Consider the following 15082-nt stretch of genomic DNA (forward strand, 5'->3'; position numbering starts at 1 on the left):
CGAAGAAGGCTGCGAACTCGATCGCTGCGGCCCCTTGATTTCAGCAAGCTTCAAAGTAGGGCGCACGCCCGCCGGCTGGCCGGTGACGAGAGCAGGGCCGCCGGTTCACGCTGGTGAGCCTTGAACTGAGATGCCCTAAGTTCATTTGTGAACTTTCCTGAGTCATCCGTTGCAGTACATCGCCAATCTCAGTTCGATGCGCACGGGGCTTGGAATGCGGACTGCCGAAGAATGTCTGACGCTAGCGATGGATTATCGGAGCAAGGCGGAGGTGGCGGGCGTCACTCCACGAACCGCCACCGTACTTAGGAACATCGCGAAGAGCCTCATAGGACTGGCCAAGCAGTATCGAGGATGAAGAACGACGCGCGCGTTGAGCCGCCTCAATTGACGGCCTGGGCGGGCCTTCGCTTCCCTGTTGAGCGGCCGAGGAACCAATCTCCAGGTCCAAGGGTTTACCGTTCGCTTCTGGCCGCCCGTCCCCGACTCCGTGGTCAGAAGACTGGAAATAGCGGCTCCGGCCCCCCAAGACTGGAGCCGTTTTTATGTGCCTCTGCTGCGCCGCTTCACGCTAGGGCCTTGCTCTCTTAATGTCCTGCCGTCGTCGTCCTTGCGGGGGCTTCTTTTAGAATCGAGAAGCTTTGGCAAAGGCGCCATCTGCCGGCGCGGCGTGTCGGCAGCAGCGTCGGGATGTGTATTCACGTAGACCGTGTTCTTTGTTTTCTTTGCGCCGACGAGAACACCAATAAAGCCGGCGACCACAAGNAACGCCCCTGCGATCATCAGCCAGTGGGGCAACTTCAGCATTGCGACCNGCGATAGCCATGCAGTCTCCGCCAATATCTCTACTCCTTAGCCGCGGGTTCACGCTCGCGCGCCTGTACTCCGTTAATCACCCGTACCGAAAAGAATAGACGCCTGAGTTCCCTGCCTGCTGGCTGCCGCCGGAATTCAGTCCGGCGCTTCACGCCCCTGGGTAGTCAGCTCGTATCGATCGCCGTTCTTCGTCAGCCAGCCGCCCTCGACCAACCTGAGTGCAAACGCTTTCGTGCAAACNGGATGAAAGGCGGCCAACTGATAGATCTGGCCGTTTCGCTCGATCAGGTAGCCGTAGAGCCGGGCCCGCCGCAGAATCCTACGTACCTCTGGCGATAGNACCAACATGATAATCGCTCAAGCATCGGTTTGAGGGAGTGTTCCTAAGAANGGCGAGACACTGCGGGGTGCTCATTGCCGCACCTCGCCGGTTCACGCTGGTGGACCTCTGTGCTGGCAAATTGGCCTGTCGCGCCGATCGTGCGGAACGTCGCGGCCCCGGCCGCAGGAGCTGTTCCAGAGCGGCGCCTGCGGCCGATCGTTCTGGATCCCAGAGTTGTTTAACATGGACGCTGTGGAGCGAGAGGCTGCGCGGACCATGGCCGATGCAGCAGCGGAGAATTTCCAATTGCCAATCAAGCCTTCCGAGGCTTCAATCGAGGTGCGCGACGATGCCGGGCCGCTCATGCAGGTGCGGTTCACAGTTGAGATAGAGCGCCTGAGGAGCCAATAGACTCCTCTCAATGTTCATGACGCCTGAAGAGGGCTGAGGCCGAACGGTATCGAGAACTCAGGGAGCAGGCCACGGACTCATTCCCCCGGCACCACCCTGAAACTATGGAACGCAGCTTTTAAACGCTGGGCGAGAGCGAGGCGGCGCTACGGCGGTCCAGGAAGATCATCGTGTCGAAGTAAGGTTGCCTCGGTTGGCTTGGCGGCATCCCACAGGATGGAAACGCGGCCCCGGCTTCAGGGGGCTTGGGGCGGTAAAGGCCGGGGCCGCTTCGCCAGCCCGTGGCGAGCCGGCGAGACTCAAGCTCATGTCGCGCCGTTTGTTCCTCCATGCTCCGCACGGTACCCCCATGATTGCGCGCCGCCCGTCACTGCGCTCGAAGTCCGGCCGTACGTCGGCGCCGCGGCTGCCGCACCCCTGACAGACGAACCACGGCTCGAGATCGGACGGTCGCATCTCGTCCGGCCAGCGATCTGCAGCGCAACGTGGTGCCCGCAACGGCAGTAGACCAGGACGCCGCCCAAGCCTATCTCGCGCATCTCGCCGAACGTGATCTTGAGCGGCCGGCCGTTGGCGTGCGTAGGAGCGTGGCGTCGGATCGGGCGCGGCATGCCGCCATCAAAGCTGCGTCGTAAGTAGCTTGCAAATTATCGATTGCTTGCGGCTCGGAACAATCGCAAGCTAGGCTGGCCATTCGAACATCCGGCCATCGACCTGCTGCAGTTGTCCAGCGGAGCTCCATTCAGGCGAGGCAGGCAACGATGGCAAGCACCACATCGGCGCCGAGTTCGGGTGAATAAATCCAGCAGAACAATCCGGCACCGAGGACGGCCGCAATTCCTTGAAGTGCAATCATCTGAGGTCTCTCCGTGAAAGCTCCTCATGGGGAGAGTGGCCCCCGTCTGTTTCCGGATTGCTTCGATCGGGGAGAAAGATGTTTCATTCACCAACCCGTTATCGAGTGTAGGGGCGGCGGGTGCCACCGCGGCCTCTGGGGGGGGCGTTGTTCCCCAGGCCCCAGAACAGATAAATCACTCCTGCTCTGGCGTGTATTCACAGACGGAACACTCAAGCAGTTCCGGAACTGGCTCGGACCCGTGAGGCCGCTCGGCACAGCCCTTCAAACAGGTGCGCGTTGCCAATTTTTCCGGATCGTGGCCGATGATTCGCAAGGAATAGTTGGACCAACTGTGCAACATTGCTGCCGGGTCGCGCTGGCGGGCCGCCCCCGATGGCCTAGTTAGAATTGGCTGGTAGCCTGTTTTGTTTTTCTGGCGCATAAAGGCGCATGCCAGAATCTCATCATCGGTCCTGTCTGTGCGGTGCTGTTTACAGCCGCACTGAGGCGATGACCCCTTCGCGGGAAATAGCCAGCTTCGACTGCTCGGTTTGTGGCGCGACGATGGAAACGTGGAACACCGCTTGGGTGCCCACATATCGGTTGATAGCTGGCCCAGTTCGACTACCCACAAACAGCAACTAGCGACACTCTATTGCATTAGCCGCGATGGCGGAGTCGTTCGGCAATTCATTCACTATCGTTGAGGTGGCCTCAGACGACGCGCCGCCAACGAAGCAGATGTGGCTTGCTTTAGCTAAACCTAGGCAGGCGTTGACGCTGGTCCTGGCCGCCGTTCCCGAAGGTTGGACGGCGGAAGTTATTCCAGCGGTCCTTACGGAAAGGCAGCAAAGGACATTCGAGAAGCTAAGCCTCAATCCGGGCGACGTTTACAGGATCGATCCAGACTAAGGCCGCCTCAGTGGTTGGGCCTTTGCTGCAAATCAGGGGCGCCCCCCTTTAGAAGCCGCACGTAAGTTCCCTCATGCAGCTCCAGCCATCCTTGTTCCACCGCGTATCGGATGCCGGCACCAAATTCTGCGCCAGTCCCTTTCAGGGTGTAGAGAAAGGGCGCGTTGATCTTCTCAACATGGATGCGGCCGTCCTGGTCGGTCTCGATGATCGAGGCCAGTTCGACTAGCTTGCGGGCGGCGATTTCCGGGTCGGCGAAGGCACGTTCATCAGTCAATTTCAACTCAGCGCTCCTCTCCGCACTAACCTAGCAGCACAAGCTGGCCGGCAAGAACCTATTCAGAGTCTTCTGCTGAGCCAACGAGGATTTCGTACGCTCGCTCCGCCTGCTCCCTCGTCAAATTGGCTGCCCAGTCGGCGCCGATCAGTGCTGGACCTCGGCGCTCTCGATCGTAAACCATCCAACCAATGCCTCCCATGCGAATGAGAAATCTGTTCGGCGGCACACTTTCAGTCACCATAACCTCTAATCACCTGGAGACTTGGTGAGTGGGCGCCGCTCGTTCCCGGATTGCAATTGACCCATGTGAGTCAATTCGGGAAAATAGGCAACAGAACTGTGCGAAAGCGAACAGAGCCGCCTTCGGCCTCTGCCTAGGCTCGCGTCTGCTTCGTGCAACCCGAGCGCAGCGGCTCCAGCCTACACTCCCAAATGCCACGCCGGCCGGGCATCAGGCGGTCTTAATGTTGCTGCTCATCATTCGGCGCCGTGGTAGCTACTTTTTTCCGTCCCCTAGTTTGCCCTTGTGTATCATTTGACGCGTTGCGATCCAAAGGGACCTGCTACTATTTCCCGATCAGGGGGGGGGCGGCGATGGATCGGCTGAAGAATGCGCTGGGGCAGCTCGGAGCCCCGGACCGTCCGAATTGCCGGATCACCATGAGATGGTTTCGCTCGGAGTTGGTGCGAGACACTCCGGATCCGTTAATCGCCCACCTCTTTCTCTGCCCGAACTGCAAACGCGCTCAGCGGACCGATACAACGTTCACGCCAGCTCGCGTCCCGCCTGACAAACTGGCGGCTCCTCGTTTCCGTGTGATTGCAGGAGTACGGTAAGGTCGCCACTTCCGCCGTCTAGCGGCTACTCAGCCCACTACGCCTCGACCGACACGCGCGATTTCACCGCATTGTCTGCGGCAACGGCCAAGGCCCGCGACAGCTCAAGCGCTTGATCCGCCGTCACTTGGAAATGAACGCCGACAACGCTCGCGACGGAAACGGTGATTTCGTCGTCGATTTGCTCAACGCAGTGCCATGCGGGCGATCTTGTTGGCGAGCGCGATCGCAGCAACCTTGGTCGGTCGACGCGTCAGCAGTCCCGTAAGCCAAGGCCGATGCCCCGTGCCATGGATCTTGGCATAGCGGATCACCGCGAGCGCGCCAGCCGTGAACAAGCTGCGCAAATAGCGATCACCTTGTTTGCTGATACTGCCAAGCTTATCCTTGCCCCCGCTCGAATTCTGCTTCGGCACGGTCCAACCCAGGCCGAGAAATCTCGACCCGATCGGAAGGCCTTGGCAACGCTCGCGACCAGCGCTGTCGCCAGCGCCGGCCCGACGCCAGGGATCACGTCCAGCCGTTTGCTCGTCGCGCTTGATCGATGCCAGGCGATGATGCGCCGGTCGAACTCCAGGATGTGGGCCTTCAGCACCCGCAATTGACTGCCGAGAGCCGCAAGACATGCGCGGGCCACCTCCGGGAGCCGGCGGTCGGCTGTATCGGCGACGACTTCCAGCAATTGCTCGACACCCCGGCGCCCGACGGGAGCGACAATCCCGAACTCGGCAAGATAGGCGCGGATTGAATTGATGACCGCAGTCTGCTGGCGGATGAAGAGATGGCGCGCGCGATGAAGCATCAAGCCGCTCTGTTGCTCGACCGTCTTGGTCGGCACGAACTGCATGTTGGGTCTCGTGACCCCCTCGCAAATCGCCTCCGCATCGGTGGTGTCGTTCTTCTGCCGCTTGACGTAGGGCTTCACATAGGCCGGAGGCATCAACCGCACCGTATGCCCCAACGCCTGCAGTTCGCGGGACCAGTAATGGGATGACGCGCAAGCCTCGATCCCCACCAGGCACGGCGGCAACTTCTCGAAGAAGGAAAGCACGAAACGGCGCTTGAGCTGGCGGCGGATCGCCACCTGACCGGCTGCATCGACACCATGCACTTGAAAGACCGACTTCGCGATATCCAGACCAATCGTCGAAATTGACTGCATAGGCTGCTCCTCCGAATCGTGGGAGCCTCAAACGGCGCCCACTCCTTGGCACTCTCGTGCCCGTGGAGGAGCCGTCCACAGCATCACAAGCGGACCTCAGCGGATATCCCGCGAAGGTCGCTACGGGCCACGACCGGACTCATGCACCGCAGCTAACAACAGACGTCGATGCGCCAACGGACAAAGGTCCCAAAAACAAGCCGCCGGTGGCGTTCCGGATAACGTACTCAGGGGAAGCAAGACGCGGGTAGATGGCTTGAGGGAGAGCACGGTGCGCAATCGATAAACCGCGGCCGTTCTGCCTGCAACGCCAGGGTCCCGGCTGCGCGGGACCCCTCGCTGTCTGGCAAAATCCCGACCATCAGGTTGGGCTCAATGGGATCAGCGTCATTTCCTCCGGATAATAGCGGAAGCCATCGCCCTGCTTCGCCGCGTGGCCGATCCCCGGCCAAGCGAAATGATAGGCGAGCAGGCGCGTCCTGCCCTCCGCCAGTATGTTGAGCACACGCACCCGGCTCTTCGCCGACTGTTTGGCGTCGGTATCGTACATGAACTCGGTCAGCGGTTTCTCCAGTAGCAGGACCGGGTGGTGAGCGAGGTCGCCGATGTAGCACAGCGAGTCCGTGCCGGAATTGATCATGAAGACCGTGTGACCGACCGTGTGGCCCGGCGCCAAGATCGCATGAACACCGGGCAGGATTTCCTCGCCGTCCTTGATGAAATGCATCCGGTCCTTGTTCGGCTGCAGATTCTTGCGCGCCGTATCGAGAAAGACCTTGAACTCGGACGGCACCTTGGTCTCGTCAGTCCAGAAATCGTAGTCCGCCTGCGTGATGAAATATTCGGCGTTCGGGAAGTGACGCGATCCGTCGTCCCCCATGCAGCCGCCGCAATGGTCGATGTGCGCGTGCGTCATCACCACCGCGTCAACGTCTTTCGGATCGATTCCCGCCAGCTTGATGCTGCTCATCAGCCGGCCAGTCGTCGGACCAAACAGCGTCAGGCTTCCCATCCCAGAATCGAACACGACGAGCTTGTCGCCGGTATTGACCACCACGGGCCGCGTGAAGGGCACCGCATTGACCTCGGCTCCGGTGAAGCGGATCGAGCTGGCAGCTGTGGGGCGCAAGCCTGTAGCATCATCGGAAGACGCAGGCGTCACCCCGCTTGAGCCCACAATGGGCGCTTCACGTTGTTGCCCAGGCCGAGCTACGTTTCTTGTGCGCGCGCCCGATTTGGCAGAGGCTTTTGTCGTACAATTCGTCTTGGTGGCTTTGCATCGGGCGCGGTTACGGTGACTGGTGGGAGTTGGTCCGGCTGCTGGGCAGAACGCTCCTGCGCTTCAGCGGGAAGCACCAAAATGGCTGATGAAGCCGTGGCGAAAAATATCCGCACCAAACCCTGTGCACCGATACGTCCCCAAACGATCATAGTCGCAGTTAACGCGAGCTGCATTCCAACCCCCGCTCCGAATGCTAACAGCACGAGTATGATGATTCAATAGATTTGTCACACGGGGGCGGTCACGTGCTGAAAACGGCATCGTGGGTTCCGGTTTGGGGTGAACGCGATCTCGGATTGTGGCCCATCTGCGAAGTTGCGCCGGGTCCGACGTGGTCCGCTCATCGCGGCAGAGCGGACCAGATTTTCTCAACCTGAGTTCTTCGCATTGTGACCCAGAGCTGAAGTTGGCTCGGTCCTGCGAATGCAGGAATGTCCTTCCGGCATAACTTGCCGGGGCCAGTTTGCTGGAGGGGCAACGACCGAAACGGGCTGTTGTTGGACAAAGAGCAAGTGACGAATTCAACCCGTCGTCTCTTGCCGCCTTGATGGGATTCTTGACCGAGTTAAAGTGGCAAATTCCACGGCCGTAGCCGGCCAACTGATGGTTGCCTCAATGCGGGAACTCCTGTTCTTCGTCCTGTCGAGCTTCTGGGCGGGCACCGCGCATGCGGCGACGCCGGGTCACGGCAAGACGATCGCGGCCGCCTACATCGTTGGCGCGCGCGGCAAGCCGATCGACGCGGTGATCCTGGGAATTTTCGTCACGCTGTCCCACACCAGCGGAATCGTGCTGGTCGGCGTGCTCGCCTCACTCGGCTCGACCTGGCTCCGGCCGCAGCGCACCGAAGCCTACTTGGCGGCCGGGGTCGGCATCCTGGTGATCGTGCTCGGCCTATGGATGCTGTGGACGCAGCGCGATCTGGTGGCGCTCGCGATGGGCGAGCCTGGCGATGTCGCCAATCGAGCGGATGCTCATGCGCAGGACCATGCTCACGATCACGCGCATGACGCGGCTCACGACCACCCGCCTGACCATGGGCACGGCGAGCCTGTGGTCTGGCACAGCCACGGCTTCGGTAAGGTCCACGCCCACCGGCTGGACGTCGTGGCCGAAAACCGTCCGAAACTCCCAGTGCTGCTGGCGCTGGGTGTTGCGGGCGGCCTACTCCCCGATCCAGCCGCGCTCGCGCTGCTGCTCGGCGCGCTGTCGAGCGGAAAAGTCCTCCTAGGCCTAATGACCGTCTTGGTGTTCAGCCTCGGCTTCGCGGCAACGCTCGTGGTGGTGGGCATCGTTGCCGCGAAGGTCGGCGAGAAGGTGCTCGACTGGCTGGCCAGCATCTGGATGATCCGCCTCCAGATCGCGACCAGCCTGCTGATCGTCGGCATGGGCGTGGTGCTGACCATCCGCGCGGTGTCCGAGCTGGCAGCGCTGCCGGCGGGCTGATGCGTAGTTCGCACCACCTAGCGGCACATCCTACTGGGTTTGCCGCGAGTACCATAGAAAATCCAAATCCACTTGAAATCCACTGTTACCGCGCACCCGCATACCTGGCCGGCAGCATGCCGACATATCCGCTAATGTCGGCGTACCAGACATTGCCGTCGCGATCGACCGCAACACTGAACGGGCGGGCGTTGTCGCGGGGAAGCGCAAAGGCCGTGATGCGGCCGTCGCGCAACCGCCCGAGGCTTGCACTGCGCATCATGCCGAACCAGACGTCATCGTTGGGAGCTACGGCAATGCCACTGAGGCCTGAATTTTCGCGAGCCGCCTCGACATCCCAGAATTGTCCATCCTTGAAGCGTCCGATGCGATTGGCGCGGAACTGCAGAAACCACACCGAGCCGTCGGAGCCGACGGCAACATCTGTCGGTACGGCGCCGCGGCGCGGAAGATCGATTGTCCGGCTGGTCCCGTCGGCGGCGAGGTTGAGCAGCTGGTTGCCGTTCTGCAGCGTCGCCCATATGGCGCCGTCGGCCGTCGCGGCGATCCCATAGGGTCCGCCGCGTGAGGAATCGATCTGGTGGCGGGTAAAGACGCCATCCTTCAGCCGGGTCACGCCATAGCCGGTCGGCTCGGCGAACCAGGCCGCGCCGTCGGGCGCGAGCGTCAGCCGCCCGGGGCGCGCAATCGGGGTATCCAACGCAAACCGTGCGATCTGGCCGGCGCTGCTGACGCGCGCGATGGCGCGTCCGGCGAGGTCGGTGTACCAGGCGCTGCCGTCGGCGGCGACCGCCAGGCCAAGGGGCTCGACGTTGCGGTTTGTCGTCGGCAGCCGCTCGAGGCGGCCGTCGCGCAGACGGCCGATCGCATCGGCATGGTCGATGGTGAACCAAATGCTGCCGTCGGCGCCCGCCGCAATCGCGATCGGCGAATCCTGCGGCTCGCTCATGCGGTACTCGACAAATTTTTGCACCAGCACGGCGCGCATCATCAGAAATGCGACTCCAGCCAACACAGCGATGCCGAGTACCCCGGCTGATATTCGCAGCATCAGCGGCCATGCGCGGATCATCGCGGCGAATGTGTGGTGGCGCGCCGGCGCGACAGGTACCGCACCGCAAGAACGCCGCCGATCAGCATCAGCACACAGAACGAGAGCCCGCCGGCGAGGCTGATCGGGTCGATGCGCGCCAGCAGGTTGCCGCCTTCGACGGCAGTTCGCCAGACTTCGGCATAGGGCATCAGCGAGAACACCGCGTAGATCACACCCGCATCGTTCGGATCGCGGGCGAGCGGCCCGGCCTCGATATGGATCGGAAGGTTGTCTTCTTTTGGCGCCCAGGTTTGACCGCCGTCCTCGCTGCGATAGACGCCACGATCGGAGGAGACCACGAGCGTGGTTGCGTCGGCGCTCGCCGCGATTCCGCGCACCCTCGCTCCCGCCAGAGGCAGCGAACGTCCGACGGAATGCCAATCGGCGCCGAGGTTATCGCTGACGACGATCCGGCCGCCTGCCGCCGCCCAAATGCGTTGCGGCCGCGTCGCATCGGCCGCGATCATGTCGACCGGCGCATCCGCGCCGCCAAGACCGGTATTGCGCCAGTTGCGCCCTCCATCGTCGCTGACCATCGCCCGGCTGTCGATCACTGCCGCCAGAAGTTCGGCCGATCCCGGGATCGCCACTAGCGCCGTCATCTCGCTCGTTTGCGACAATCCGGGCACGACGGCAAAGCTGCGGCCGCCATCCTGGCTCGCGAACAGCCGGCTGCGGCCGAGCAGATAGAAGCGATCCTTCCCTGCCCCCGCGACCAGCGCCCGCGCAGGGATCGCGGAAGAAGGCGCTTCGACGCGCCGCCAGCCGTTCTGGTTACGAAGAAAGACGCCGCTGGTGGCCGCACACATGGCCAGTTCACCGTCCGCCGAGAAGGCGAGCGCAAATACCGCGCCGATGATGACGTCGGGCCCCTCCGGCACCCAGCTGCGCCCGCCATTGCGCGAACTCATGATACCGAGGTCGGTGCCGACCAGCAGGTGCAATGAATCGCGTGGATCGACAGCAATGACGAGCGCAGCATTGAGAAACAGACCGACATCCGCATTGAGCCAAGCCGCGCCGAGATCGCGGGAACGAAACACGCCACCATAGCTGCTCGCATCATGCGACGACGCACTGCCGGACAGCAACATGCAGGCGAGCGCGAACGCCAACTGGCGCACCGATAGGGCCACCTGGCGCAACCCGATCTGCTTTTTTCCAGCTTCAATAAGAAGCGGTCGGGCTGGGAAGGCTGGTCCCACCCCGAGCACACCATTCATGGCTTGCGCGATTTCTCACCCGGCGCCAGCGCAATTTCGGCCATCCGTCCGCCGTTCAACGCGACCCAGGAATTCTTCGTCAGCGGATATTTGTCGGTGTAGCTCAGCGGCTCGTGAGCGGCGACGCAGTTGTTGTATCCGCCGGTGATCTTGTAGCACTTCTCGTAGGAGAGAAACTGCTGGACCGTGTCGGTCTGCTGCACGTTCGCCGTCATCCAGTCGCGGATGCCCTCGTAGGACGAGAACGCATCCGAGCCGAACACCAGCTTGCCGATGCTGGTCGGCACCTCGAGCAGCTGCGAGCCGGCGGTATGGGCGCGGAACGCCGGATGAATCCGCACGCCCGGCAGGATCTCCATCTCGCCGTCGACGATCACCGCCTTGCCCTTCAGCACCTTGCCGTAGACTTCCTCGATGGTGAGCGGCATGTAGCCGCAGGCAGGCGTACGATTGCAGCCGCCGGGATCGGAGTTGACCGCTCGGATGTGCGGCTCTGGATAGTTGAGCGCCCACTCGATCGCCTTGAGTTCCTCGCGCTGGACGTAGAGTACGGCATTAGGCAGGTCGGATAATTGGCCGGCGTGATCCCAGTGGGCGTGGCCGATCACCACCTTGGTGACGTCGGCGGCATTCAAGCCGAGAACCTTCAACTGGTCCGGCAGCGGAGCCCAGTGCTCCGACCCGGTCATCTTCAGATAGTCCTGCTGCTTCCAGCCGGTATCATACAGGATCAACTCGTTGCCGCACTTGATCACGCCGATGTTGACCGGGAGATCGACGCTCGGAATGTTGCTCTCCGGCTTGGTGCTGCCGGGCACGAAAGCGCGATCCGGCATGAACGATCCGAATGGGACGTTCATGAAACGGCTGCTCTCGATCAGCCATGCCGAACAGACCGGTTGCTGGGCCTGTGCAGCCGCGCTGAACAGGCACGCCAGCCCCGCCATCATTGCGGCCCACGCGAACGGACGGTTTCGTAACGCACGCTTTCTCATTGTCTTTCTCCCTGCAGCTTCTTTGAGCCTTCCTGATCGAGATTGGACTGCGCTTGTCTCTTCACCTGCGATTCGATGGCCTTATCTTGTCTCGGTGCGAACCGGTCTCCACTTCAGTCGAAAACGCTTCAATGCGGCTTGTATTGTCCCGGCCACAGCACTTCGCCGACGCGCAGCATGTCTTCGGAAGCCTTCACATCCATGCGGTGGGCCTCGCCGAGATGTTGCGCGTCGCCATCCTCGGTGAATTTCTGTATTTCGGCGGCGGCGTTAGCGTAGAGCGCCATGGCGCTGACATATTGCGCTTGCGTCCCGGACAGCGACGGCGGCGCATTCATGGTGCGGACCTGCGTTTCGGCGGCATGGAAGAATTTCGCCAGCGGCTCGATCTTTCGTGCGAACGCGCGTGGGTCCCGATCGTCGGTCTGATAGGAGATGCCAGCAAAGCTCATCGCTACCGCCGACCGGGTTGCCTCCCGGTGGAGGGCCCACAATTCTGTCGCGAAGCGTTCCTCGTCCGCGGTCAATGCCGGCGGCTGGGTTTTCTCGGCTCGTGCTCCGCTGGTTTGCGCCGTGGGTTCCGCCACCGACCGCGGCCGGATCTCGTGCAGCCACGCGGCACCGGTGGTTGCGGCGAGCGCCCCAACGACGCCGACCAGCAACAACGGCCGCCTACCGGGCATGCCGATCGTCCGAATGGCGTATCCTCCATTCAATCTGTCGTTGCGACACTGTATCTCTCGGTTTCCCCGACGGTCAACCGAAACAGGTCTTGCGGAAACGCATGTTGCCGTTGATCGCCAGTCGTGCGGCAGCCGTCAGCGCGGTTCCCAACTCGGCGCGTCGGTGAACAGGCCGCCTTCGGCAAAGCCGATGGCATAGATCAGGATCACTCCGAAGACGAAGCTGATCAGGCCCGACGCCACACGGAGCCACCAATTGAATTTCGGCAAATTGACGGCGGTGAACGCGAACGGCGCTGACAAGATCAGCGTGATCAGCATCATACCGACCACAGTGCCGAGCCCGAACAGCAGCAAATAGCCAAGCGCTGCGACCGGTTCGCGGATGACGGACAGCACCATCAGGGCTGCGGCGGCCGATCCTGCAAGACCGTGCACGAGACCGACCACGAACGGTCGCAGCCACTGATAGAACGCCATTCGCCCAAACGCACTGCGGTCGAGCTGCGCCAGCGGCGTCTGGTCTTCGGCGTGCCCATGCGCATCCGAGTCATGACCGTGTGGGTGCGTGTGCACGTAGTCGCCATGCGCATGCAGGTGATCGTGAAGATCGTGCGAATGTCCGCCTGGGATACTCGCATGGGCATGGGCTGCGCCGACTGCCCGCCCCATCCCGGTCAAGGTGAGAATGCCGAGTAAGACCAGCATGATGCCGACGGCGAATTCCATCGACAAACCGAGCTTTGGCGGGATCACGACCCCGAACACTATGATCGCCGCGCCGACCGCCATCACCGTCATGGTGTGCCCGATGCCCCAGGCGGCGCCGATCAGCGCCGAGCCGGCCATGCTGCGCTCGCGACTGACGATCGTGGCAATGGCGACCACGTGGTCGGCGTCGGTCGCATGCCGCATCCCGAGGAAAAAACCGAGAAACAGGAAGGACACAACGTGGGCAGTTCCGGTCATTACGCACGTACCAAAATGGCGACCCCCGTCCATTATTAAACAGCATTTAGACCCAACACCAAATTCCCCTATCGCGTGCGCCCGTGACATGGCCGCGGTGCGGGGCATGGCAGCCGGCCCCGCGTGCCCTTGGAACAGGATGTCCCGAGCTATGTCTCGTCCTGGCCCGTTGCCGACTTGCGCTCGAAGACCCGAAACATCTGCTTGCAGGAGATGAGCCGACCAAGGTGAAGCAGCCCGCTAACGGCAGCTTTTGACCCTGGCTGTGTGAAAACGGCGGGCTGCTGTTATGATTCTCCTGTGATTCTTTTGGGGGGATCGATGAGGCGCTTCGTTGAAGAGGCGGATCGTGGGCAGCGGACGCTGTTGCCTGAATGCCTCGATGACTTCATTGACGAGAGTAACCTAGTTCGCGTGATCGACGTATTTGTCGATGCGCTCGGTTTGGCTGAGATGGGCTTTGAGGGTGCGGAGCCGGCGGCCACCGGTCGGCCGTCGTACCATCCCTCGGTGCTCCTTAGCCTTTACATTTACGGCTATCTGAACCGAGTGCAATCGAGCCGGCGGCTGGAACGAGAGGCCGGGCGCAATGTCGAGGTGATGTGGCTGCTGGGTCGGCTCGCTCCCGATCACAAGACGATTGCGGACTTCCGCAAGGACAACGGCCTGGCGCTGCGCAAGGTATGCGCGCGCTTCGTCGAACTTTGCCGCGAGATGGGCCTGCTCGCGACAGCGAGCGTCGCCATCGATGGCAGCAAGTTCAAGACCGTTAACAACCGGGACAGGAACTTCACGCGCGCGAAGGTGGAACGGCGACGTGCTCAGTTGGAGGAGAGCGTCGCGCGCTACTTGAGCCAACTTGACACGGCCGACCGACAGGAGCCGAGCGAGGCGCTGGCGGCGAAGGTGACGAGGCTTACCGAGAAGCTGACAAAGCTGAAGGAGGAAATGGCAAGCTTGCTGCCTCCGAGAAGCAGATGCTTGCTTCGCCGGATCAGCAAATCTCGCTGACCGATCCGGATAGCCGTTTGATGGCAACCAGTGGCCGCGGATCCGGCGTTGTCGGCTACAATGTCCAAGTTGCTGTCGATACCGACCATCACCTGATCATCGCGCATGAGGTGACGAACAGCGGCTCAGATCGAGCACAACTTGCCAACATGGCCAAGCAGGCGAAGGCTGTTCTGAAGACTAGACGCTCGAGGCCGTTGCCGATCGTGGCTACTTCAGCAGTCCAGAGATCCTCGCCTGTCACGAGGTCGGCATCACGGTAACTCTGCCCAAGCCGATGACTTCGGGCGCCAAGTCAGACGGACGCTTCGGTAAGCAGGACTTTGTCTATTTGCCGGAGGAAGACGCCTATCGTTGTCCCGCCGGAGAGCGATTGCCGTATCGCTATACAAACGAAGAAGCCGACAAGATGCTGCGGCGCTACTGGACCAATGCCTGCAAGAATTGTTCGATCAAGGCCCAGTGCACGCCCGGGTCAGAGCGACGGATCACGCGATGGGAGCACGAGGATCTGCTCGACGCCGTACAGCAGCGGCTCGATGCGAACCCGCTCGCTATGCGCCTTCGTCGCGAGACTGTTGAGCATCCGTTCGGCACGATGAAGGCACGCATGGGAGCGACGCACTTCCTGACCAAAACCCTTCCAAAGGTTAGCCGCTGAGATGGCCCTCTCGGCTTTGGCCTATAATCTGACCCGAGCAATGAATATCCTTGGGATCAGGCCGCTGATCGCCGCGATCGTGGCCTGAGGTCGGCTCAGTTTTGGCTTTAAGACTGACGCCTGTAAGGCCGTTTTTACACG

General features: G+C 61.8%; 10 protein-coding genes and 2 pseudogenes. 3 read left to right on the forward strand and 9 right to left on the reverse strand.

What is annotated here, in order from left to right; genetic code table 11:
- Positions 1-1381: 1381 nt before the first annotated feature.
- A complete protein-coding gene (locus tag BRAGE_RS57700; protein ID WP_416207715.1) occupies positions 1382-1549 on the forward strand; it encodes a DUF6894 family protein in 168 nt (55 codons plus the stop codon).
- 1757 nt (positions 1550-3306) lie between these two features.
- Here the strand turns inward: BRAGE_RS57700 and BRAGE_RS0145120 are convergent.
- The 4 genes and pseudogenes from BRAGE_RS0145120 to BRAGE_RS51275 form a co-directional block, all read right to left on the reverse strand.
- On the reverse strand, positions 3307-3582 hold the full coding sequence (locus BRAGE_RS0145120) for a hypothetical protein (protein ID WP_027565093.1): 276 nt from the start codon (positions 3580-3582) through the stop codon (positions 3307-3309).
- A gap of 1019 nt (positions 3583-4601) precedes the next feature.
- Positions 4602-4763: a hypothetical protein gene (locus BRAGE_RS58140; protein WP_430644516.1), complete on the reverse strand. Its 162-nt coding sequence runs from the start codon at positions 4761-4763 to the stop codon at positions 4602-4604.
- A gap of 12 nt (positions 4764-4775) precedes the next feature.
- Positions 4776-5578 (reverse strand): annotated as a pseudogene (locus tag BRAGE_RS51270) (IS110 family transposase); the annotation flags it as partial.
- Positions 5579-5939: 361 nt separating this feature from the next.
- Positions 5940-6707, reverse strand: coding sequence for an MBL fold metallo-hydrolase (locus BRAGE_RS51275; protein ID WP_430642193.1), 768 nt, complete (start codon positions 6705-6707; stop codon positions 5940-5942).
- A gap of 768 nt (positions 6708-7475) precedes the next feature.
- Here BRAGE_RS51275 and BRAGE_RS0145140 point away from each other — a divergent pair.
- Complete coding sequence (locus tag BRAGE_RS0145140) at positions 7476-8306, forward strand: urease accessory protein UreH domain-containing protein (protein ID WP_159073991.1); 831 nt, start codon at positions 7476-7478, stop codon at positions 8304-8306.
- Between the two features lie 85 nt (positions 8307-8391).
- Here the strand turns inward: BRAGE_RS0145140 and BRAGE_RS52020 are convergent, their stop codons facing one another.
- The 5 genes from BRAGE_RS52020 to BRAGE_RS0145170 all read right to left on the reverse strand — a co-directional run bounded on the left by BRAGE_RS52020 (position 8392) and on the right by BRAGE_RS0145170 (position 13377).
- Positions 8392-9297, reverse strand: coding sequence for a Vgb family protein (locus BRAGE_RS52020; protein ID WP_051378342.1), 906 nt, complete (start codon positions 9295-9297; stop codon positions 8392-8394).
- 77 nt (positions 9298-9374) lie between these two features.
- Positions 9375-10622: a WD40/YVTN/BNR-like repeat-containing protein gene (locus tag BRAGE_RS0145155; RefSeq protein WP_141263474.1), complete on the reverse strand. Its 1248-nt coding sequence runs from the start codon at positions 10620-10622 to the stop codon at positions 9375-9377.
- On the reverse strand, positions 10619-11617 hold the full coding sequence (locus tag BRAGE_RS0145160) for an MBL fold metallo-hydrolase (RefSeq protein ID WP_084335148.1): 999 nt from the start codon (positions 11615-11617) through the stop codon (positions 10619-10621). The genes BRAGE_RS0145155 and BRAGE_RS0145160 overlap by 4 nt, the downstream gene beginning before the upstream one ends.
- A gap of 128 nt (positions 11618-11745) precedes the next feature.
- The gene (locus BRAGE_RS0145165) at positions 11746-12279 is read right to left on the reverse strand and encodes a hypothetical protein (protein WP_035730722.1); all 534 of its coding nucleotides are present in this window, start codon (positions 12277-12279) and stop codon (positions 11746-11748) included.
- Positions 12280-12435: 156 nt separating this feature from the next.
- Positions 12436-13377, reverse strand: a complete 942-nt coding sequence (locus BRAGE_RS0145170) for a hypothetical protein (RefSeq protein ID WP_199820267.1) — start codon at positions 13375-13377, stop codon at positions 12436-12438.
- Positions 13378-13590: 213 nt separating this feature from the next.
- Here BRAGE_RS0145170 and BRAGE_RS51285 point away from each other — a divergent pair.
- Positions 13591-15029: pseudogene (locus BRAGE_RS51285) on the forward strand (IS1182 family transposase).
- Positions 15030-15082: the final 53 nt, after the last annotated feature.

The sequence above is a fragment of the Bradyrhizobium genosp. SA-4 str. CB756 genome, from assembly GCF_000473125.1.
In the GTDB taxonomy this organism is placed as follows: Bacteria; Pseudomonadota; Alphaproteobacteria; order Rhizobiales; family Xanthobacteraceae; genus Bradyrhizobium; species Bradyrhizobium arachidis.